The organism is Stenotrophomonas sp. VV52 (assembly GCF_002893095.1).
Classification (GTDB): domain Bacteria; phylum Pseudomonadota; class Gammaproteobacteria; order Xanthomonadales; family Xanthomonadaceae; genus Stenotrophomonas; species Stenotrophomonas aracearum.
Window position 1 is genome coordinate 58,824 of record NZ_PKQQ01000012.1, and the last position, 22,097, is coordinate 80,920.

A 22,097-nucleotide genomic window follows, 5' to 3' on the forward strand; every position below is an offset into this window, starting at 1 on the left:
CTCCAGTCTAGGCGATGAACGTTAAGGCGATGTTTGATCTGGATCACGACAAATCGCCGCACGTTGGCCGGAAAATCAATCGATTTCCGTTCTTCGGTAGACGCTGCCTATCGGCATGGGCGGAAAGCGCGCCATTCGCGACAAGCCCGCGTAGCGACACGCCATGCGTGTCCCACGGATTGTTGGCCACGTTCCGGACACGCATGGCGTGTCCCTACGTGGTGCCTCGCTGTACGAAGGGCGCCTGCTGGTACAACCTGCGTTCGCCGCCGCGTGGATCGTCTTCCTGCCTGGAACGTGTGTCGAACACCATCGTCTGCCGCCGCTCCAACCCGTACTGTTCCCACTGCGGCAAGCCGCCATGGTTCGGGTTGCCGGTGCGGGCAAACGCCAGCAGCGCCTCGCTCATCACATCGGCCATGCGCTGCGCATCGGCCCCCTCCCCGGTGCGCGAGCTTTCCGCACGCGTGTTGTCGAACACCAGCGGGATATCCAGCGTGTGGAAGGCGCCTAGTTTCCCGCCGTCCAGTGGTGATCCCCAGTCCAGCTGGTAGGCCCAGGTCGGTGCCCCCTGCCGGGCCCGCGCCTCCAGTTCCTCCACCGCGCCGCGCCAGGAACGCCCGGCCGTGGTGGCGGCAAAGAACACTTCCGACGGCGTGTAGTGCGGATACAGGCGCCGATATTCGGCGATCACCACCGAAGGCAGCAGGTCCACGAACTGCTCCTTTTCCAGCTTCGCCGGCAGCGTTTCCCAGGTCAGCGCGAAGTTGGCCGGATCGTTGCCGAGGAAGGCGCGGGTTTCGTCATGGGTGTTGCCGATCACCATCGGGATTTGTGCGGACTGCGCCGGCGCCTGTGGCCAGAACGGGTGTTCCGGCAGGCTGCCGCCGTCCACCACCGGGCCGAAATACAGCGAGGTGCTCTCCACCCGCGAGGGATCACGCGCGCGGGTGGCGGCCAGCAGCGCGTCGGCCGGGAGCGCCAGCAGCGCGTCCACGTCGCGCGCGCCTACCGCGTCCATCGCAATGCGTGCGCGCTGGGTGGCGGCCCGCGGCCCGGCGGCGGTGACCTGCTGGCCGCTCATCGTCCACGCGCGCTGGAACAGGCCGCGCGCGGCCGGCATGGCCATCAACGTAGCGATCTTGGCGCCGCCGCCGGACTGGCCGAACACAGTGATGTTGTTGGGGTCGCCACCGAATTCGGCGGCATGTTCGCGAACCCACTGCAGCGCCTGGATCAGGTCGAGCTGCCCGACATTGCCCGAATCGACGAAGCGCGCGTCGCCCAGCTGGGCCAGGTACAGGTAGCCGAACACGTTGAGCCGATGGTTCACCGTGACCACCACCACGTCGCCGCGCCGGCACAACGCGCTGCCGTCGTACTGCGGGTCGCTGCCGGAGCCATTGTTGTAGGCGCCGCCGTGGATGTAGAACAGGATCGGCCGTGGTTTGCCATCACGCAGCGCCGGAGTCCACACGTTGAGGTACAGGCAGTCCTCGTTGCCGGGGCCGTCGTCCCTGCTGCCCTGTGGCGCGGCAGGTCCGTAGGCCAGTGCATCGCGCACACCGCGCCACGGCAGTTCGGGAAGGGCGGGCTGGAAGCGGCGGCTGGCGGTGTCGCTACCGTAGGGCACGCCCCGGAAGCTGTGCACGCCCTGCGTGTAACGACCCCGCAAGCGCCCACTGCGGACCTTGGCCAGTGAATCGGAGGCGGCGCCGGCAGGTGCGTTGGCCAACGCAGCGGCCATCGGCGACGAACCGGCCGCCAGCATCAGCGCGTAACGCGCGCTGTCGCGCAGGAAACGGCGGCGCTGCAGGTCGGCGGGGCTCATGGTGTGCCCTCCCCGCCCTGCGCCTGCATCCAGCGCAGCGCGAGCGTGGGCCATTGCGTGGTGGTCAGCGCGGCGGGAATGCGCACGCCGAAGCCATGGCCGCCGTGCGCGAACAGATGCATTTCACTGGGCACGCCCGCGTCGATCAGCGCCTGGTAGTACAGCAGGCTGTTCTGCACCGGCACCACGCTGTCGTCCTGCGCGTGCACCAGGAAGGTAGGCGGTGTCTGCGCGGTAACCTGGGACTGCTGGGAGAACTGCCTTTCCAGCGCGGCACTGGGCCGTTCGCCGAGCAGGCGGGAGCGCGAACCCGTGTGCGCATGCGCGCCCATGTCGATCACCGGGTACAGAAGCAGGGCGAAGTCCGGGCGCGCGCTGACCGCGTCCACGGCGTCACCGATGCCCGGGAGCGCGGTGGCGAATCCGGTGCTCAACCGCGCGGCCACGTGGCCGCCGGCGGAGAAGCCCATCACCCCGATCCGGTGCGGGTCCAGCTGCCACCGGCGCGCATTGCTGCGGATCAGGCGCAGGGCGCGCTGGGCGTCAGCCAGCGCCGCCTGGCGGTCATCACGGCCGGTCGGCAGGCGGTACCGCAGCACGAACAGGGTCACTCCGCCCTGCTCCACGAAGGCCGGCACCAGCGCAGTGGCTTCCTTGTCCAGCACGATGCGCTGGTAGCCACCGCCGGGAATGACCAGCAGCGCGCTGCCGTTGGGCCGGGCCGGGCGATAGGCCACCAGGTAAGGAGCACTGACGTTGTCGATGTAGCGGTCCGGAAGCGCGCTGTTGTCGCTGCGTTCGACGACGTTCGGCGCGCTGGCCGCACGCGGTTCACCCGGGACCTGACTGGCCGGCCACAGGTCGATGCGGTCTGGCGCGCCGGGAGCGGGCTCGGTCTGCGGCACTGGCCGTTCGGCCGCATCGGCCGGCAGCGGGACAGAGGCGAGGGCGGAAAGCAGGCAGCCCGCCAGCAGGGGCATCAACACGAGACAGCGCATCCGGGGATCCTTGGCATGGGAAACGACCGCGTGCCGGGCGCTGGCAGCTTCTGATGCGCTGCACATTGCCAATGACACCGGTTTACCATATACAGCTCATCCAAGCACTGTCGATGGGCAGTGCAACAAAACAACGGGAGACCCGCTTGAGCAACGATCAGGGCAAACAGGATCTGCCAGAACAGGGATTGGGCGACATCGCCCAGGCGTTCGTTTCGGCCCGCCAGCAGGGCCGGTCACTGCCGGATTTCCCGGGAACCATCCCGGACGACCTGGTCACCGCCTACCACGTGCAGGACCACGCCATTGCGCTGTGGGACGCCGGGGTCGTGGGCTGGAAGGTCGGCTACATCGCCGCCGAGCGCCGCGATGCCTCCGGGGACGACCGCCTGCTGGGCCCGATCTTCTCCAATCGGCTCTGGAATGCTACCGGTGGAACAACCGACATTCCGGTTTTCGTGGGCGGCTTCGGCGCGGTCGAGGCTGAGTACGTGTTCCAGCTGACCGAGGACGCCCCCGCGGACAAGCTGCACTGGACCCCGGAAGAGGCCGAAGCTCAGCCGGCGCGCCTGTTCATCGGCGTGGAAGTGGCCAGCAGCCCGCTGGCCACGATCAACAAGCTGGGCCCGCTGGTGGTGGTCTCGGACTTCGGCAACAACAACGGCCTGGTGCTGGGCCCGGAGATTCCTGACTGGACCACGCTGGACGATGCCGACCTGCGCGCCGAAACCCGCATCGACAATGAGGTGGTGGGCACCGGCGGTGCCACCCTGCTGCCGGGTGGCCTGCGCACCGCATTTGCGTTCGCCTTGGGCCGCTCTGCCCAGCGTGGGCGCCCGCTGAAGGCCGGCGATCTGATCGCCAGTGGCAATGCCACCGGTATCCATGACATTGCCGTAGGCCAACAGGCACTGATCCGTTTCGCCGGTTACGGCGACATTACCTGCAGGGCCATCGCCGCCGGGTAACCGGTCGGCCATGGCGAGTACGCTTGGGAGGGCGCAGATGATTACTCGCAGAAGTTTCCTTGCCACCAGCGTGGGCGCGCTCAGCGTGCCCCTGTTGTCGGCCGGGTGTTCACGTTCCAGCGCCGCGCCCGGTGGCGCGCGCCTGCTGACGGCCACGGATGTGCACGTGGCCGACTACCCCACCGTGACCGCGGTGAAGTGGATCGGCCAGCAGCTCGAAGAAAAAACCGGCGGCCGGCTGAAGCTGCGCCAGTACCACTCCGGCCAGCTGGGCCGCGAGTCCGAAGCAATCGACATGGCGCGCTTCGGCGTCATCGACATCACCCGCGTGTACGCCGGAGCGCTCAACAATGCGTTCCCGCTGACCCAGGCGCTGTGCCTGCCGTACGTGTTCGAGTCGGTGGCGCACATGCGTCGCGCACTCGATGGCGGCATCGCCGACGACGTGCTGCGCGGCTTTGAAAGTCGCGGCCTGGTGGGCCTGGCCATCTACGATTCCGGCGCACGCTGCTTCTACAACACCAAGCATCCGATCGTGGAACCGAAGGACCTGCACGGCCTGAAGCTGCGCGTGGCCTCGTCGGACATCTTCATCCAGCTGATGCGCCTGCTCGGTGCCAACCCGACCCCGATGTCGCTGGGCGACACCTTCTCGGGCATGGAAACGCACATGATCGACGGTGCGGAAAACAACATGCGCAGCTTCCATTCCAGCCGCCATTTCGAAGCGGCGCGCTACTGGTCGCAGAGCGATCACTCCTATGCGCCGGACGTGCTGCTGATGTCGCGCCGCACCTTCGAGGAACTCAGCCCGGCCGACCGCCAGCTGCTGCTGCAGACCGCGCGCGAATCGGTGGGCGTGATGCGCCAGCAGTGGGATGCTTCGGAAAGCACCGCGCGCCAGGCCGTGGCCGACTTCGGCATCCAGTTCAACGAGGTCGACATGCCGGCCTTCCGCAAGGCCGCCGACCCGCTTCTGCAGCAGTACCTGCAGCAGCCGGAGCTGGCAGCGCTCACCCGTCGCATCCGCGACTTCGCCTGAGGACCACCGCGATGTCAGAGACGACTTCCGAAACCACTGTAGACGTGCGCTCGGCGCCCCAGCGTGCGCTGGACCTGATTGCCGACATCGCCATCCACATCGCCGTGCTGGCCCTGCTGGGGCTGGTGGTGGTGCAGGGCTGGCAGGTGTTCGCCCGCTATGTGATCAACGATTCGCCGAGCTGGACCGAGCCGGTCACGCTGCTGCTGCTGGCCACTGCGATGAGCCTGGGGGCGGCCACTGGCGTGCACACACGCCGCCACTTCGGCTTCTTCCTGCTGGCCGCGCACATGGGCCCAAACCTGCGTCGCGCGGTGGATGTGTTCTGTTCGCTGGTGGTTGCGGTACTGGGCGTGGTCATTGCCTGGTGGGCCGCTGTGCTGCTGATGGATGGGCTGGACATCAAGGCTGCCGGCGCCAACCTGCCACAGAGCATCAACTACCTGCCGCTGTGCATCGGCGGCGCGCTGATGGCCCTGTTCGCCTTGAACCAGATCGTGCAGGCCGTGCAACCGGCTGCTGTCGCAGAAGCAGAGGGAGATCGCTGAGTCATGGGTATTACGATTCTTTTCACTGTCTTCGCAGTGCTGCTGCTGTTGGGCGTGCCGGTGGCCTACGCACTGGCGGCGGCCGCGCTGGCGACGCTGTGGTACCTGGACCTGCCTACGCTGGTGCTGGTGCAGCAGATCTCGGCCGGAACCGGCTCGGCGTCGTTGATCGCAATTCCGTTGTTCATCTTCGCCGGCGAAATCATGATGCGCGGCGGCATCTCCGAACGCCTGATCGCGCTGGCCTCGTCGCTGGTCGGGCGACTGCGCGGCGGCCTGGGCCAGGTGTCGATCCTGTCCTCGCTGTTCTTCGGCGGCGTGTCCGGCTCGGCGATTGCCGACGTGTCGGCGGTCGGCGGCACGATGATTCCGCAGATGGTCAAGCGCGGCTATGACCGCGACTTCGCGGTGAACGTCAGCATCACCGCTGCACTGGTGGCGCTGCTGGTGCCGCCGTCGCACAACCTGATCCTGTTCTCGGCCGCCGCCGGTGGCGGACTGTCCATCGCCGACCTCTTTGCCGCAGGCATCGCGCCGGCGCTGCTGATGACGGTGATGCTGATGGTGACCGGCTATGTGGTGGCACGCCGCCGCGGCTACGGCGTGGAGATTTTCCCGGGCTGGCGCGCGGTGCTGCTGCGCATCGTCTCTGCCCTGCCCGGCCTCGGCCTGGTGGCGCTGATCTTCATCGGTATCCGTGCGGGCATCTTCACCGCGGTGGAAAGTGCGGCCATCGCCGTGGTGTATGCGCTGCTGGTGACCACGGTGCTGTACCGCCAGCTCGACTGGCGCGAATTCATGGGCACGGTAACCCATGCCGCGCGCAGCACCGGCGTGATCCTGTTCGTGATCGCCACCGCAGCGGTGTTCGGCTGGCTGCTGGCCTACCTGCAGGTGCCGGCGGCCGCAGTGGCATTCCTGCAGTCGTTCGCGCACAGCCAGTTCATGGTGCTGCTGATGATCGTGGTGATGCTGCTGCTGCTGGGCACCTTCATGGACCTGGCACCGATGATCCTGATCTGCACGCCGATCTTCCTGCCGGTGGCCAAGGCCTATGGGATCGACCCGATCCACTTCGGCCTGGTGCTGGTGCTGAGCGGTGGCCTGGGCCTGGTGACGCCGCCGGTGGGCTCGGTGCTGTTCATCGGCACCGCCATCGGCAAGATCAGCGTAGGCGAGAGCATGCGCTCTATCTGGCCGTTCTGGTTCGCCGCGGTGGCCGTGCTGTTGATCGTGACTTTCTTCCCGCAGCTGTCGCTGTGGTTGCCGGCGCTGCTGCGCGCCTGATTGTGTGGCGGCTTCGGCCGCCACGCTGTTGATGGAGAAACACCCATGCATCTGAAGACCCTGCTGGCCGGGCTGGTGACCGCTGGCCTGTTGCTCACCGGCGCCGCACACGCGGCCGACGCTGCCGCACCCACCTGGAAGCGCGGCATCGAAAACCAGCGCCAGGCCGACCTCGGCAACGGCACGTTCCTCAATCCGGTTTTCGCCGGCGACCGCCCGGATCCGTCGGTACTGAAGGATGGGGACGACTACTACCTCACCCTGTCCTCGTTCGACGCCTACCCTGGCCTGCCGATCTGGCACTCGCGCGACCTGGTGAACTGGCAGCCGATGGGCCATGCGATCACGAAGAACGTCGGTGCGATCTGGGCGCCGGACATCGTCAAGCATGAAGGCCGCTACTACATCTACTTCCCGGCGCGCACCGGCGAAACCCGCAGCAACTTCGTGGTCTGGTCCGACAGCATCCGCGGGCCGTGGAGCGAGCCGATCGACATCGGCCTGGGCGGCTACATCGATCCCGGCCACGCGGTGGGCGAAGACGGCAAGCGCTACCTGTTCCTGAGTGGCGGCGCCTACGTGCAGCTGGCCGACGACGGCCTGAGCGTGGTCGGCACGCCCAAGCACGTCTACGACGGCTGGAAGTACCCGGAAAGCTGGGACGTGGAGGCGTACGCGCAGGAAGGCCCGAAGATCAATTTCCACAACGGCTGGTACTACATGACCACCGCCGTGGGCGGCACCGCCGGCCCGCCGACCGGACACATGGTGATCACCGCGCGCTCCCGCTCGATCCATGGGCCGTGGGTGAACGCGCCGAACAACCCGATCACGCGCACCAGGTCGGCAGCCGAACCGTGGTGGTCGCGCGGCCACGCCACGGTGGTGGAAGGCACCGACGGGCGCTGGTGGATGATCTACCACGGCTATGAGAACGGTTACTGGACGTTGGGTCGCCAGGCCCTGCTGGAACCGATCGAGTGGACCGACGACGGCTGGTTCGTGGCCAAGGGCGGCGACCTCGGCCAGCCGCTGGCCAAGCCCTCGGGCGAATCGGTGGGCCAGCACGGCATGGCGCTGTCGGACGACTTCCGCGGCAGCACGCTGGGCGCACAGTGGAGCTTCTTCAACCCCGCCCAGGACGAGTACAAGCGGCTGGGCTTCAGCGCCGACGGCATGACCCTGCAGGGCAAGGGCGACACCCCGCGCGACAGTTCGCCGCTGACCGCCATTGCTGGCGACCAGGCCTACCAGTTCGAGGTCGAAATGGACATCGAACCCGGCGCGGTGGGCGGTGCCCTGCTCTTCTACAGCGACCGCCTGTACGTGGGCGTGGGCAGCAATGGGGAGAAGTTCATCATGCACCGCTACGGCGAGGAGCGCCCCACCCGGCTGGAGCCCAGTGCCAAAGGCGGCAAGCTGTGGCTGCGGGTGACCAACAACCGGCACATCGTCACGATCCATTCCAGCACCGATGGCAGAACCTGGAAGAAGTACCCGGTTCAGATGGAAGTCTCCGGCTACCATCACAATGTGGCCGGGAAGTTCCTCGCCCTGAAGCCGGCCCTGTACGCTGCCGGCGACGGCAAGGTCCACTTCCGCCAGTTCCGCTACCGCGCCCTCGATTGAGTGGGCCGGTAGACTCTTTCGACCTCTCTCGGTTTGAACACATGTCACTGCGCAGCAAGAGCGACCCGGCAACGAACGGGTTGACCAAGGGCAAGGCCGCCACGATCAACGACATCGCGCGGCTGTCGGGTGTTTCCAAGAAAACGGTTTCTCGGATCATCAACAACTCGCCGCTGGTGCGCAAAGACACCCGCGAGAAGGTCGAAACGCTGATGCGCGAGGTCGGCTACACGCCCGACCCGCTGGCCCGTGGGCTGGCCTTCCGTCGCTCGTTCCTGATCGGCATGGTCTATGACAACCCCACCGCGCAGTACATCGTGGACATGCAGTACGGCGCGCTGGACGCGCTGCGCGGCTCCAGCTTCGAGCTGGTGGTGCACCCCTGCGACTCGCGCAGCCCCGGCTACATCGAAGGCGTGCGCCGCTTCGTGCAGCAGCAGAAGCTGCATGCGGTGATCCTGGTCCCCCGTGCTTCGGAAGACCAGGCACTCGTGGACATGCTGGACGAGATCGGCTGCCGCTTCACCCGCATCGCCTCGGCGGCGCTGGATGAAACCTCGCAGATGGTGGTCACCCACGACCGCGACGGCGCCGCCGAAGCGGCCGATTACCTGCTGTCGCTGGGCCATCGCGACATCGCGCTGGTCACCGGTCCCAGTGCCTACCGCTCGGCCCACGACCGCACCGCCGGCTTCGTGGAGGCGTTGGCGCAGCGCGGCATCGAGCTGCCGCCGGGGCGCATCATCGAGGCCGGTTACACCTTCGAGTCCGGCGTGGCCGCCGCAGAGAAGCTGCTGCTGGGCAAGACCCGCCCGACCGCGATCTTCACCGGAAACGATGAAATGGCCGCCGGTATCTACAAGGTAGCCCTGCGCACCGGAATCAGCATTCCGCGCCAGCTGTCCATCATCGGCTACGACGACAGCCCGCTGGCCTCGCGCCTGTGGCCGTCGCTGACCTCGGTGCGCCGCCACACGCGCGACACCGGGCGCACCGCGGCAGCCATGCTGATCCAGCCCGAGGGCCAGGCCGCGCTGCAGATCGCCAGCGTTCGCCCGCACCTGATCGTTCGCGATTCCTGCCAGCCGCCGGAAGATTGACCGCTACGCGGTCACTCCTCGGGACTCGTCCCGCACGACGGTGCACCGCAAAATGACACCGGTTTCCTGTCTCGCTACAATGCAGGAAATCGCGCCGGGGCCGACCCGTCGGCCCACCCCTGCTCTGGAGACGCCATGTACTGCAAGACCCACTACGCAACCCATCCCGACGCCATCAAGGGCGCCAGCAACGAGGACCTGCGCGAGCTCTACCTGCTCGACGGCCTGTTCAATGCCGACGCGGTGACCCTGAAGTACACCCACTACGAGCGTTTCGTGCTGGGCGGCGCCGCCCCGGTGAAGGGCCCGGTGTCCCTGCCGAAGCAGACCGAACCGGCCTCGGCCGCCGGCCATGCCTTCCTGGAACGCCGCGAGCTGGGCGTGATCAACGTGGGCGCCGGCAGCGGCACCGTGACCGTGGATGGCACCGTGTACAAGTTGGGTCCGAAGGACGGCCTGTACGTGGCGATGGGCAGCGAAGACGTGGTGTTCGCCTCGGATGACGCCGCCGCTCCGGCGCAGTTCTACCTGGCCTCGACCCCGGCGCATGCGCGCTTCGAGACCAAGCAGCTGTCGATCAAGGACGCGGTTGCACTGGAGCGCGGCGCGCTGGAAACCAGCAACGAGCGCACCATCTACCAGTACATCGTGCCGGCCACCTGCCAGAGCTCGCAGCTGCTGCTGGGCCTGACCGTGCTGAAGCCGGGCAGCGTGTGGAACACCATGCCGCCGCACCTGCACGACCGTCGCAGCGAAGTCTATTTCTACTTCGACCTGGGCCAGAACGACCGCGTGTACCACTTCATGGGCGAGCCGGACGCGCAGCGCCACATCGTCATCCAGAACAACGAAGCGGTGGTGTCGCCGCCGTGGTCGATCCACATGGGCGCCGGTACCAGCAACTACGCCTTCATCTGGGCGATGGGCGGCGAAAACCTGGACTACACCGACATGCACGTGCTGGACATCTGCCAGCTCAAGTGACCCACACCGCGCCGTCTGCAGCACGCAGGCGGCGCGCGTCCCGCATTGGATAAGGAACTACCCGTAATGGCTAATCCGTTCAGTCTGGAAGGCAAGATCGCCCTGGTCACCGGTGGCAACACCGGCCTGGGGCAGGGCATCGCCGTCGCGCTTGCGCAGGCCGGCGCCGACGTCGCAGTCGCCGGCATCGCGCCGCCCACCGAGACCATCGCAAAGATCACCTCGCTGGGCCGCCGCTGCCTGGCGGTGGAAGCGAACCTGATCAGCATCGAGCCGGTGGAGCGGGTGATCCGCGAAACCGTGGAAGGGCTGGGCGGGCTGGATATCCTGGTCAACAACGCCGGCCTGATCCGTCGTGCCGATGCGGTGGACTTCAGCGAGCAGGACTGGGACGACGTGATGAACGTCAACATCAAGTCTGCGTTCTTCATCTCGCAGGCGGCCGGTCGTCATTTCATCGCGCAGGGCCGCGGCAAGATCATCAACATCGCCTCGATGCTGTCGTTCCAGGGCGGCATCCGCGTGCCGTCGTACACCGCGAGCAAGAGCGGTATCGCCGGCATCACCCGCCTGCTGGCCAATGAGTGGGCCAGCAAGGGCATCAACGTCAACGCGATCGCCCCGGGTTACATGGCCACCGACAACACCGCCGCGCTGCGCGCCGATGAGGACCGCAACAAGTCCATCCTCGACCGCATTCCGGCCGGGCGTTGGGGTACGCCGGAAGATCTGGCCGGTACGGCGGTGTTCCTGGCGTCGAGTGCGTCGGATTACGTCAACGGGTCGGTCATTCCGGTAGACGGTGGCTGGTTGGCGAGATAATGCTTCGGTACCGACCAACGGTCGGTACCAACCGCGTAGCGCCGGGCTCTGCCCGGCCCACGCACCCTGACATCATGCGATCGCCGGGCAGAGCCCGGCGCTACGGGGCACGACCATGCTGCGTTCTTCGTTGTTGCTGTGTCTGTTCCTGCTGGCCACCAGCGCACACGCCGCGCCGCACCGCATTTTCATTGCCGGTGATTCCACTGCCGCCGAATACGGGCCGGAACGTGCACCGCTGACCGGCTGGGGCCAGGCACTTCCAAGCTATCTGGATCCCGCGCAGTGGGAAGTACGCAACCACGCCAAGGCCGGGCGCAGTGCGCGCAGCTTCATCGAGGAAAAGCGGCTCGACGCCATTGCCGCCGACATCCAGCCCGGCGACGTACTGCTGATCCAGTTCGGCCACAACGACGCCAAGTTCGAAGATCCCACGCGTTACGACGACCCGGACACCGCCTACCCGCAGTACCTGATGCGGTACGTGCAGCTGGCTCGCGACAAGCGCGCTACGCCGGTGCTTATCACGCCGGTGGCGCGGCTGCTGTATGACTTCGGTTCGCTGCTGGACACGCACGGGCTGTACACCCAGGCGGTGAAACAGCTGGCCGCGCGGGAGCAGGTGCCGTTGATCGACCTCAATGCCAGTTCCACGCGCTGGATCCGCGAACTGGGCGAGCAGGGCGCCAAGCCGTACTTCATGTTCGTACCCGAGCAGAACAAGGCCGACGGCACCCATTTCAGTGCGGCCGGCGCGAATGCGGTGGCGTGCCTGGTGGTGCGTGACTGGCTGGTCCTGAAGCCCGAACTGAAACCGGCCCTGAAGCGCGACATCGACTGCGACGTGAGCCAGCCCGCAGGGCAGGGAAGCGACCCGGCCAAGCCGTCGCGCGTGGTGCATGAGCGTGACATCGCGATCAGCCAGCCTGGCCCGCATGGCGGGGCCGGCCCGACCACGGCGTATCCGTTCTTCGCCGAGGACAAAGACCTGCCGTTCGTGCTGCGCAAGCGCGTGCTGCACAAGGGCGCGGGCATCGGCCTGCACCCGCAGCACAAGGACGAGATCTATTACATCGTGAGCGGGCAGGGCAGCTACGTGCTGGATGGCAAGCAGTACGACGTCGCCGCCGGCGATGCGCTGCTGACCCGGGTGGGCAGTCTGCATGCGCTGCAGCAGCGCGGGGAGCAGGATCTGGTGGTGCTGCTTGCGTATCCGCGGTAAGGCCACGGCCGGGCAGAGCCCCGGGGGTACCTCTGGACCTACCGCTAACCTTCAAAACCTACGCAGAATTTTGAAGTTTAGTTGCCTAACCTTCAAAAGCGTGAGAGGCTTTTGAAGGTTAGCAGCCGACCACCTTCCCGGTTCCGGGGTCCAGAATGCGCAGAGAAGACATTGCAGGGCCCCTTCGGGCCTACCTCACCCCGGTGGAGGGGCGCCCCAATCTGCTGGCAATGAGCCCCCCGCCAACACCTCGGCGGCTCCCAGCTGGGCACTCAGCGTCATTCAGCCTGATGGCCAATGCAAACTCAGCCCTTGACCGGCTTGGCGATGCCATGCGGCATTGGCCCGCGCCTGAGTTGGTGACACGGACGCTGGCGCGCCGGGAGGCGGTACAGAGCTCCCAGATCGAAGGCACCCAGACCGACCTGGATCAGCTGCTCGTCTATGAAGCCACGTTGGGCATGGACGGCCTGCCAGTCGATGTACTGGTGACCGAGCGATATGTCCAAGCGCTTCAGCATGGCTTGAACGCGGTCAGGGAAGGCGGCAGGGCCGCGCTGAACCTCGAGCTGGTCAACCAGCTGCACGCAATGCTGATGCGGGACGCTCCCGACGATTTCCCTAAAGGCGTCTATCGAAAGGAACAGGCCATCATCGCCGCGCTTGGCAGCCGGCCGGAAGATGCGCGTTTCATTCCTTCCCCGCCGGACAGGATTGAAGCGGCCATGCAGGAACTGGAGCGCTCAATGCTTCAGTACGAACGGCAAGAAGAAGAGCAGGGCGAGTTGATCGTGATAGCGCAGCTGGCCATCGCGCATGCGCAGTTCGAAACGATCCATCCCTACAAGGATGGCAATGGTCGAACCGGCAGATTGTTGATGCCGCTGATCCTCGCCGCCGAGGGCTATCCGCCTCTGTACCTGTCCGGTGCACTGCTGCGCAGCAAGGATGCGTACTACGACGCGCTCAACCAGGTGCAGATCAAGGGCAACTGGGCACCTTGGATGGACATGGTGTGCAAGGCGATCGTGGAATCGGCAAACGACGCGATATCGATTGCCGACGATATGACCACGTTGGCGAAAAAGTGGGCCGAACAGATGCAGGGCTACCGCCGTGACTCGGTCGCCCATCGCCTTCCCAGCCTGCTCATCGGGCATCCTGTGGTGACCGCGTCGCAGGTTGCTGCGTTGCTGGGCGTTTCGGAGCGCTCTGCCCTGACCGGCATCTATGCGCTGGAGAAAGAAGGCGTGCTGGTACAGGGGGACGAGCGCAAGTGGGGGCGAACCTACCATGCGAAGGCGGTACTTGATCGGCTCAACCAGTTGCCTGCGCCGCCGAAAATACGCGCTTGGTGAGGCAAGCCGGGCAGAGCCCGGCTCTACCCCGATACGCGCGAATCAGACGTCGCCGCCGTCCGCCCAGCCCTCACCGGTGCCCTTCTGGAACACGCGGTCGCCGTCCTGCACGTCACCGGCTGGCAGGTGCTCCTGCGCTTCCAGCGCCGCATAGATCGGCGTGAAGTCCGGCGAAGTGGCCTCCATCAACTGCTCGTAGCTGTCGATGACGAAGTAGGTCTTCTGGAACGTATCGATGCGGTACTTGGTGCGCATGATCCGCTCCAGGTCGAACCCGATCCGGTTCGGCGCGGCCGATTCCAGCGAGTACAGCGACTCGCCCTTGGACGAGACGATGCCGGCCCCGTAGATGCGCAGGCCTTCCGGCGTGTTGATCAGGCCGAACTCCACCGTGTACCAGTACAGGCGGGTGAGGTGCTGCAGCGCTTCGGGGCCGATGGCGTGGGCTTTGACGCCGCCACGGCCGTAGGCGGCCATGTAGTCGGCGAACACCGGGTTCATCAGCAGCGGTACGTGGCCGAACAGGTCGTGGAACATGTCCGGTTCGGCGATGTAGTCGATCTGGTCGGGACGGCGGATCCACCAGGTCACCGGGAAGCGGCGGTTGGCCAGGTGGTCGAAGAAATCCAGTTCCGGCAGCAGGCCTTCAACGCCTACCAGGGTCCAGCCGGTGGCGGCGCCCAGCACTTCGTTGAGCTGGTCGAAGCGCGGAATCATGTGCGCGTTCATGCCCATCTCGTCCTGCGCCTGCAGGAACTCCCGGCTGGCACGGCCCTCGAGCAGCTCACGCTGGCGCTGGTACAGGGTGCTCCAGGTGGCGTGGTCGTCGGCGCTGTAGCTCTCCCACGGTTGTTCCACCACGGCGGTGGTGTACACCGGCACGTAGCCCTTGTCGGTCTGCTGGTGTTCGACGCGGCGCGGGGCGGTGGCGGTTTCCATCACGGAGGACTCCTGGAAGGTCATCCGTTGATGCTAGGGCAGGGGACGCGCAAGAGGCTTGCAAAGTTGCACGGATATGCCGACGTGGCGCAATATCGTTGCGTCCATTCAATGTTGCGGAGCAGCAATGTCCGGGGATAACCAGTTCGACCGCACGGATCTGCGTCTCCTGGCGGAGATCCAGCAACACGGCCGCGCCACCAACGCCGAACTGGCGGCGCGGGTGAACCTGTCCCCGTCGGCCTGCCTGCGGCGGGTCCAGCGGCTGGAAACCGAAGGGGTGATCGCCGGTTACGGCGCGCGCCTGGAGCCCCGGCGGATCGGCCTGGGCCTGCAGGCATTCGTGCGCGTGCAGCTGGAGAAGCACGACCAGCACGCCATCGGGGTGTTCGCCGAGAGCGTGGTGGAGTGGGATGAGGTGGTGGCCTGCCATGCGCTCACCGGCGACATGGACTACCTGCTGCACATCTACGTGCGCGACCTGGAGCACTTCTCCAGCTTCCTGCTGGACAAGCTGCTCAACGCGGCCGGGGTGGCCGACGTGAACTCCAGTTTCGTGCTGCGCACGGTGAAGGATTTCCGGGCGCTGCCGTTGTCGCAGCTGGAGTGATGCGGCGCGTTACGCGCACTTCTCCTTGCGCCCCATCAGCTTGCCAACGCGCGAGGGTTCCTCGCACTTCGGTGCGGGCGGCGGCGGTGCAATCGCCGCGGCGCGCGCGCGCTGCAGCTGCTGGATCTTGGTGCGGATCTGCGGCATCGCGGCCATCGCGGCCTTCTCGCCTTCCAGGATCGCGTTGTTGCGCTGGCTGAAATCGGCCGCGCCGATGTCCAGCACCTTGGGCCGGATGATGATGTCCGCACGTGCCAGTTCCTGTTCGCCCAGGCGCTGGCCCATGATCGAGATGGACTGGTTGACGATGCCCAGCATGCCGGTCGGCGCCTTGCCGCTGGCCTTGCTGGAGATGTCCACGGCAATCACGAAGTCGGCGCCCAGCTGGCGCGCGGCGTCCACCGGCACCGGGCTGACCACGCCACCATCCACGAACATGTTGCTGCCGATCTTTACCGGCTCGAACACGCCGGGAATGCTGCTGGAGGCGCGTACGGCCTGGCCGACGTTGCCGCGCACGAACACCGCGCGGTCGCCGGTGTCCAGGTTGGTGGCCACGGCGGCGAACGGCTTCTTCAGTTTCTCCGCTGGGCGGTTGTCGACCTGCGCGTTGACGTAGTCCTGCAGCTTCTGGCCCTGCACCAGCCCACCGGAGAACAGGCGCACGTCGCGGATGCTGGCTTCATCCAGTGCGACGGCCTTGGACTGCATCTGGAACGCGTCCATGCCGCTGGCGTACAGCGCACCGACCACGCTGCCGGCGCTGGTGCCGGAAACGACCACCGGCTCGAAGCCGTTGGCTTCCAGCATCTTGATCACGCCGATGTGGGCGAAGCCCTTGGCCGCGCCGCCGCCGAGCGCAATGCCGATCTTCACCGGCTTGGCCTGCGCGGCCGGCACCACCACCGGGGTGACCGGGACAGGGCGGGTGTTCTCACCACCGCAGCCGGCCAGCAGGCCGAGCAGGGCAACGGACAACGTCAGGCGGGTGCGGCGGAAGGCAGTCATGGGCAGCAGATAAGTGAATGGGGACCTTGAAGGTCGCCAGCATACCGGTAGTGCCGGCCGTCGGCCGGCAACCGGGCAATGTCGTTTAGCCGGGCGCGGGGTGGATTGCGGCGTTGGCAGGGTCAGACGGGGACACGCGTGGCGTGTCACTACGAATTGAGCCTTCGCCCGTCCTGGGGCCTGGGTAAAAAAGAGGCCCGCTTTCGCGGGCCTCTCGGTGCCTTTCGGCCAAATGTACTGCGTGTGCCTTTCGGCCAACGACTGAAGTCTAGATCCTTCGATCATGCTGTGCAAGGACGGATGCGTCGGCCAACATTCTAAAAAACTATTTAATATCAATATGTTGAAGACGCTTCATCGGGTTCCAACGGTCGAGGAGCAGGCCTATCTTTACGGCCTGTTTGCGACACTACGTTCAAAGAGTCCAGAAGACCTTGGCAGCCAATTGCCCTGATCACTGCCCGCTGGATGGAAGCCAAGCAGTCCTCCGAAACCCTGGGCGGCGGCGAACCGCGTCGATTCAGCGGTCTGAGGCGATTGCGGTCTACCGTCTGGATCATGTTGGATTTGGCCCAGCAGGTCGCGGCGTCTCCGTACCGGGCGAGACCAGGTAGATCCGACCGCGCCAAGCGGACGTGCAGCCCTCTTGCTTCGCCCGCTTTTCGCGGGTTGCTGTGACAGTCCTGCGTGGTGCTGATGGGAACTACCAGATACTGGCCTTTGTGGTCGCCAAGGATCACCACGGGCCGCGGCTTCTGGATCTCATAGGGAATCGGACCTTGGAACTCAGTCCTCGTGAACTCGGTTCTGCCACTGTCATCTCTCAGGACGGGAGCGCCTTCTGCATCAAGCAGCGGCCTGTACCTTCCAAAAAGACATTCATGGATCTCGCCCCGCTTTATTCGGGAGTTCATCGCTACGCCCTTGATATTTTCCGCCGGGTTGTAGCACCGGTTGACTCCGGGAGCAGGTACTGCCGCACCGTTCGATCATGATCCACGTTGCACCTGACGGGTCCAAGGGTGGGGAAGCACCGCTGAAAACGGTCGTTTGCGAGGCTGCGGAGTCAGACTGCTGGAGTTGTTCCGCGGGGAAGCGCGATGTCGTCGTTGGCTACCTCGGCAACAACACTGCGCGTACCCTGTCCGTATCCCGCGAATGATGGCAGCTCAGCAGCAGTGCCAGTAACCCTGGTGGCAGATGCCGCACGAGGGAGATAAGTGCTGGTCACTACCTGAAGACATTCAGTTTGGTCCGCATCCGGTTTTACATTTCCGGCCCCGGATCTTGGTAATCAATGACCCGCATTTGCGACGCTGTTGTTGTACTGCAACAATTGTCTGGTAGCGCCGGTCCACCACCCCTCCCAACACAGCCTAATCGCCATGTTCTCGAACCGCACTGCCCACGGCCGTACTCCGTCCGTGCACCCCCTCGTTCTTGCTCTTGCCGCACTGCTGCCATTGACGGCCGCAGCCCAGGATGCCCCCGCCACCAAGGATCCGGTCGCGCTCGATACCCTGCAGGTCACGGCGCAGCGCCGTGTGGAAAACGCCAAGGACGTGCCGGTGTCGATCTCCGCCATCCAGGGCGAGAAGCTCGACGTACTCGGTTCGGCCGGTGACGACATCCGCTTCCTGTCGGCGCGCGTGCCGAGCCTGAACATCGAATCGTCCTACGGTCGTGCCTTCCCGCGCTTCTACATCCGCGGCCTGGGCAATACCGATTTCGATCTGAATGCCTCGCAGCCGGTGTCGCTGGTGTATGACGACGTGGTGCAGGAAAGCCCGCTGCTCAAGGGCTTCCCGCTGTTCGACCTGGCCGGCGTGGAAGTGCTGCGCGGCCCGCAGGGCACCCTGTTCGGGCGCAACACCCCGGCCGGCGTGGTCAAGTTCGACTCGGCCCGTCCCTCGCAGGATGCCGATGGGTACGTGAAGGTCTCCTACGGCACCTACGACACCTGGAACACCCAGGCCGCCTACGGTGGTCCGCTGACCGACCGCTGGTCCGCACGCGTGTCGGCGCTGTACCAGCGCCGCGACAACTACGTCGACAACACCCGCCCGAACGCCCCGGCCGAGGGCTTTGAAGGCTATGACGAAGCCGCTGGCCGCGTGCAGTTCCTGTACGAAGGCGACGAGTTCGAAGCGCTGTTCAACCTGCACAAGCGCAAGCTCAACGGCACCGCGCGCCTGTTCCGCGCCAACATCATCCAGCCGGGCAGCAATGCGCTGGTGGAAGATTTCGACCGCGACAAGGTGTCCAAGGACGGGCAGAACTTCTCGGAACTGGAAACCTGGGGCGGCAGCGCACGCCTGCAGTGGAACCTGGGCAGCGTGACCCTGCACTCGATCACCGGCTATGAAACCGCCGAGTCGCTCAACCATGGCGATATCGACGGCGGCTACGGCGCCAGCTTCCTGGGTGCCGGCAACTACGGCCCGGGCTTCATTCCGTTCCCGTCCGAGTCGGCCGACGGCCTGCCGCACCACCGCCAGTGGACCCAGGAATTCCGCGTGGAATCCAACGAGTGGGGCCGCTTCGACTGGCAGGCCGGCGTGTTCTACTTCGATGAAGACGTCACCATCGACAGCTTCAACTACGACTCGCTGACCCCGGGCAACCCGCAGACCGGCCACGCCGTGCAGAGCCAGCGCAACAAGGCCTGGGCGGCGTTCGCCTCCGGCGACTTCGACGTCACCGACAAGTTCAAGCTGCGTGGCGGCGTGCGCTATACGCAGGACAAGAAGGACTTCACCGCCAGCGTGCTGCAGGCCGTGCCGGGTGGCACGCCGGTAAGCGGTCCGTACATCGCCAATACCGATGTCGATGACGTGAGCTGGGACCTGAGCGGTGTCTACCAGATCACCGACAACGTCAACACCTACGCACGCGTGGCCAAGGGCTTCCGCGCCCCGTCCATCCAGGGCCGCCTGGCCTTCGGTGGCGTGTCGCAGGCCGACTCGGAGAAGGTGATTTCGTACGAAGTGGGCGTCAAGGCCGACCTGTTCGACCGTCGCGCGCGCCTGGGCTTCAACATCTTCCGTTACAACGTCGATGGCCAGCAGTTGATCGCGGTGGGCGGCAGCAACAACACCGCCACCCTGCTCAACGCCGACAAGACCATCGGCCAGGGCGCGGAGCTGGACTTCGAGGCCTACCTGACCGACCACGTGCTGTTGACCCTGGGCAGCAGCTACAACGACACCGAGATCAAGGACCGCGACCTGGCGGTGGCGATCTGCGGTGGGGGCTGCACCATCACCGACCCGACCACGGTGATCAACGGCGGCACCTACGCGCTGGTCAACGGCAACCCGCTGCCGCAGGCGCCGAAGTGGATCCACAACATGACCCTGCGCGCCGGCTTCCCGCTCAGCGACGCCAGCGAACTGTATGTGTACACCGACTGGGCCTACCGCAGCCCGGTGAACTTCTTCCTGTACGAGTCGCCGGAATTCCGCAGCCGCTCGTCGCTGGAAGGCGGCCTGCGCCTGGGCTACAACTGGGAATACGGCCAGTACGACGTGGCGGTGTTCGGCCGCAACCTGACCAACCAGACCCGCGTGGTCGGCGCGATCGACTTCAACAACCTGACCGGCTTCCTCAACGAGCCGCGTACGTTTGGCGTGGAGTTCACCGCGAAGTTCTGATCGCGGTGTGATCGGATGAAACGAGAACGGCGCGGAGAGATCCGCGCCGTTCTTGTTTACGTCACAGCGCGCTGGCGGGCCTGATCTTCAGCACGCTCTCTTCGGCCGCGCAGTCGCGGCTTGAACCCACGCCAGCTTTCCGTGCCGCCGCGATTTCCTTGCGGGCGGCCAGCAGGTCACTCTGGAACGCGGCGTTGTCATGCAGCCGCGCCACCGCCGCCGCACCCATGAACCGGCCTTCCAGGATGTCGCTCTGCCAGTGCACGTTGCACACCAGCCGGCTTTCGCCGTAATTGCGGCCGCGTGCCTGGATCGCATCGGCACGCTCGGGCACGATTTCCGAGAGGATCAACGCCCAGGCCCAGCCGATCGAGGTATGGCCGGAGGGGTAGGAGCCGTTCTTGCGCAGGCCGTCCTCATCGTCCGGCGTGCAGGTCGGTTCGCCATTGACCATGAACGGGCGTGAGCGCTGGTACTGGTGCTTGGCCGCGCGCGTGGCAGCGCTGGCGTCGATCCGGCTGCGCTCGAGCAGGCGGTACAGCGCCGGGGTCTTCCCTGCATCCACATCCAGCCCGATCGCGCAGCTGAACTGGTTGGCGCCTTCCGGGAAGCCCAGTTCGGCGTCGCGGTGCGCCTGCTCCCAGCGCGGGCTGCCGCGCAGCGCGCGGGCCTCGCGGCTGACCTGCTCATCCAACGCAAATCCGGCCGACCCCGCCACCGGCGGCGCCGGCACCAGCGCCAGGCTGGCCGGCACGGCATCGGCGGCAAGGTAGCCCACTGCCTTGGTCACCACCGTGGCCTCCACCGGCGTGGCCGGGGCCGGCGCCGAGGCGCAGCCCGCCAGAACCGCCAGCAGGGCGGTGGTCAGCAGGGGACGGAGGAGGGCGGTGGCAGCAGGCATGGGCGGGTCTCGACGTGCGCGTGAAGCCGGCATGATCGCAGCTTCCAGCCCGCCTGCCAGCCGCCGCAGGTCATGCCGCCAGACCCGGCACGGCGCGCTGCGCCGCAGCAGTGGGATTCGTTTCAAATGCTACGAACCCGCGACTGGGTCACGGACTGCAATCGTCGCCCGACATAGCTTCTGCATCGGCGCCATCACTTGTCTGCCCGTTCCCGATCAATGGAACCAATGCACAGGGCGCCAGCAATCAGGGGGAACCACCACCGGTAGAGCGGGGCTCTGCCCCGCTGCCCAAACGGAGACGAAAGAATGCAAACCACTGCAGTGGGGAAGGGCATCGGCCTCGCCCTGGGACTCATGCTGGCAAGCGCCAGCGCCCACGCCGCCGATGTGCTGGGCGTGGCGTTCGTGCACGGCACCGGCAAGCAGACCGATGCGCGCGCCGACTACTGGCAGCCGGGCATCATCGACACGGTGCGCCAGGGGTTGCCCAACAGCGCCAATTACACCGTGGTCAACTGCGATTTCGAGCAGTACATGTGGAAGCCCGAGGCAGCCGGTTGCCTGGCCGGGCAGCTCACCACGTTCATCAATACGCGCGGCATCACCAAGCTGGTGGTGATCACCCACTCCAACGGTGGCAACGTGGTGCGCTGGATCCTCTCCAACCCCACCTACGACAGCCGCTACCCGAAGCTGATCCAGACCATCAGCAAGGTCACCGCGCTGGCACCGTCGTCGGCCGGTACGCCGCTGGCCGACGCGGTGCTCAACGGCAACGCTTTCGAGGCCTCGGTGGGCTGGCTGCTGGGTTACCAGAACGATGCGGTGCGCATGCAGCAGGTGGGCTGGATGGCCACCTACAACGCGCAGAACCTGTACGGCACTGCCGGTCGGCCGGCACTGCCCCGACCGTTCCGCGCGGTGGTCGGCTCCGACGTGGAGTCGGCGGTGTGGGACAGCAACAGCTACTGCGGTGGCTATGCGCAGAACGTGGGGCTGGAGCTCACCCAGAACTGGCTCAACAGCTGTTCGGACGGCTTCCTGGAATGCAGCAGCCAGAAGGCGGCGGGCAGCGTGCTGTTCACCGACAAGGCGCGCACCAAGGGCGCCGAGCCGCTGAGCCACAACCAGAGCCGTCGCGAATGCTTCGGCCTCGGCGCGATCCTGCGCACCGACCTGACCCTTTGAGGAGCA

18 protein-coding genes are annotated in these 22,097 nt (G+C 66.1%); 13 read left to right on the forward strand and 5 right to left on the reverse strand.

What is annotated here, in order from left to right:
* Window positions 1-214: 214 nt before the first annotated feature.
* Both C2U58_RS17035 and C2U58_RS17040 read right to left on the reverse strand, forming a co-directional pair.
* Window positions 215-1,747, reverse strand: coding sequence for a carboxylesterase/lipase family protein (locus C2U58_RS17035; RefSeq protein WP_253256779.1), 1,533 nt, complete (start codon window positions 1,745-1,747; stop codon window positions 215-217).
* Between the two features lie 80 nt (window positions 1,748-1,827).
* Window positions 1,828-2,829 (reverse strand): alpha/beta hydrolase, encoded by a 1,002-nt coding sequence (locus C2U58_RS17040; RefSeq protein ID WP_172448179.1) that lies wholly within the window; start codon window positions 2,827-2,829, stop codon window positions 1,828-1,830.
* Window positions 2,830-2,975: 146 nt separating this feature from the next.
* Between C2U58_RS17040 and C2U58_RS17045 the strand changes: the two genes are divergently transcribed.
* The 10 genes from C2U58_RS17045 to C2U58_RS17090 all read left to right on the forward strand — a co-directional run bounded on the left by C2U58_RS17045 (window position 2,976) and on the right by C2U58_RS17090 (window position 13,789).
* Window positions 2,976-3,797 (forward strand): 2-keto-4-pentenoate hydratase, encoded by an 822-nt coding sequence (locus tag C2U58_RS17045; protein WP_102946943.1) that lies wholly within the window; start codon window positions 2,976-2,978, stop codon window positions 3,795-3,797.
* Between the two features lie 37 nt (window positions 3,798-3,834).
* Window positions 3,835-4,839: a TRAP transporter substrate-binding protein gene (locus C2U58_RS17050; RefSeq protein WP_102946944.1), complete on the forward strand. Its 1,005-nt coding sequence runs from the start codon at window positions 3,835-3,837 to the stop codon at window positions 4,837-4,839.
* Window positions 4,840-4,850: 11 nt separating this feature from the next.
* Window positions 4,851-5,387, forward strand: coding sequence for a TRAP transporter small permease (locus tag C2U58_RS17055; protein WP_102946945.1), 537 nt, complete (start codon window positions 4,851-4,853; stop codon window positions 5,385-5,387).
* Window positions 5,388-5,390: 3 nt separating this feature from the next.
* The gene (locus C2U58_RS17060; protein WP_102946946.1) at window positions 5,391-6,674 is read left to right on the forward strand and encodes a TRAP transporter large permease; all 1,284 of its coding nucleotides are present in this window, start codon (window positions 5,391-5,393) and stop codon (window positions 6,672-6,674) included.
* Between the two features lie 45 nt (window positions 6,675-6,719).
* Window positions 6,720-8,303 carry a family 43 glycosylhydrolase gene (locus C2U58_RS17065; protein ID WP_102946947.1) on the forward strand — a complete coding sequence of 528 codons (1,584 nt, stop codon included), beginning with the start codon at window positions 6,720-6,722 and terminating at the stop codon, window positions 8,301-8,303.
* A 41-nt stretch (window positions 8,304-8,344) separates the two neighbouring features.
* Window positions 8,345-9,403 (forward strand): LacI family DNA-binding transcriptional regulator, encoded by a 1,059-nt coding sequence (locus tag C2U58_RS17070; RefSeq protein ID WP_102946948.1) that lies wholly within the window; start codon window positions 8,345-8,347, stop codon window positions 9,401-9,403.
* 135 nt (window positions 9,404-9,538) lie between these two features.
* Complete coding sequence (gene kduI, locus C2U58_RS17075) at window positions 9,539-10,387, forward strand: 5-dehydro-4-deoxy-D-glucuronate isomerase (protein ID WP_102946949.1); 849 nt, start codon at window positions 9,539-9,541, stop codon at window positions 10,385-10,387.
* A gap of 66 nt (window positions 10,388-10,453) precedes the next feature.
* Window positions 10,454-11,209 carry a 2-dehydro-3-deoxy-D-gluconate 5-dehydrogenase KduD gene (gene kduD, locus C2U58_RS17080; protein WP_102946950.1) on the forward strand — a complete coding sequence of 252 codons (756 nt, stop codon included), beginning with the start codon at window positions 10,454-10,456 and terminating at the stop codon, window positions 11,207-11,209.
* A gap of 115 nt (window positions 11,210-11,324) precedes the next feature.
* Window positions 11,325-12,431: a GDSL-type esterase/lipase family protein gene (locus C2U58_RS17085; RefSeq protein WP_172448180.1), complete on the forward strand. Its 1,107-nt coding sequence runs from the start codon at window positions 11,325-11,327 to the stop codon at window positions 12,429-12,431.
* Window positions 12,432-12,721: 290 nt separating this feature from the next.
* Window positions 12,722-13,789, forward strand: a complete 1,068-nt coding sequence (locus tag C2U58_RS17090) for a Fic family protein (RefSeq protein WP_172448181.1) — start codon at window positions 12,722-12,724, stop codon at window positions 13,787-13,789.
* Between the two features lie 42 nt (window positions 13,790-13,831).
* Here the strand turns inward: C2U58_RS17090 and phhA are convergent, their stop codons facing one another.
* Window positions 13,832-14,728, reverse strand: coding sequence for a phenylalanine 4-monooxygenase (gene phhA / locus C2U58_RS17095; protein WP_102946986.1), 897 nt, complete (start codon window positions 14,726-14,728; stop codon window positions 13,832-13,834).
* 127 nt (window positions 14,729-14,855) lie between these two features.
* On the opposite strand from phhA, the gene C2U58_RS17100 reads away from it, so the two are divergent.
* Window positions 14,856-15,338, forward strand: a complete 483-nt coding sequence (locus tag C2U58_RS17100) for an Lrp/AsnC family transcriptional regulator (protein ID WP_070209188.1) — start codon at window positions 14,856-14,858, stop codon at window positions 15,336-15,338.
* A 9-nt stretch (window positions 15,339-15,347) separates the two neighbouring features.
* Here the strand turns inward: C2U58_RS17100 and C2U58_RS17105 are convergent, their stop codons facing one another.
* Window positions 15,348-16,346: a patatin-like phospholipase family protein gene (locus tag C2U58_RS17105; RefSeq protein ID WP_102946952.1), complete on the reverse strand. Its 999-nt coding sequence runs from the start codon at window positions 16,344-16,346 to the stop codon at window positions 15,348-15,350.
* Window positions 16,347-17,731: 1,385 nt separating this feature from the next.
* Between C2U58_RS17105 and C2U58_RS17115 the strand changes: the two genes are divergently transcribed.
* Window positions 17,732-19,999, forward strand: coding sequence for a TonB-dependent receptor (locus C2U58_RS17115; protein WP_102946954.1), 2,268 nt, complete (start codon window positions 17,732-17,734; stop codon window positions 19,997-19,999).
* A 61-nt stretch (window positions 20,000-20,060) separates the two neighbouring features.
* On the opposite strand, the gene C2U58_RS17120 is transcribed toward C2U58_RS17115, so the two are convergent.
* The gene (locus C2U58_RS17120; protein WP_102946955.1) at window positions 20,061-20,900 is read right to left on the reverse strand and encodes a phosphatase PAP2 family protein; all 840 of its coding nucleotides are present in this window, start codon (window positions 20,898-20,900) and stop codon (window positions 20,061-20,063) included.
* 309 nt (window positions 20,901-21,209) lie between these two features.
* Between C2U58_RS17120 and C2U58_RS17125 the strand changes: the two genes are divergently transcribed.
* The gene (locus C2U58_RS17125; protein WP_102946956.1) at window positions 21,210-22,091 is read left to right on the forward strand and encodes a hypothetical protein; all 882 of its coding nucleotides are present in this window, start codon (window positions 21,210-21,212) and stop codon (window positions 22,089-22,091) included.
* Window positions 22,092-22,097 lie beyond the last annotated feature (6 nt).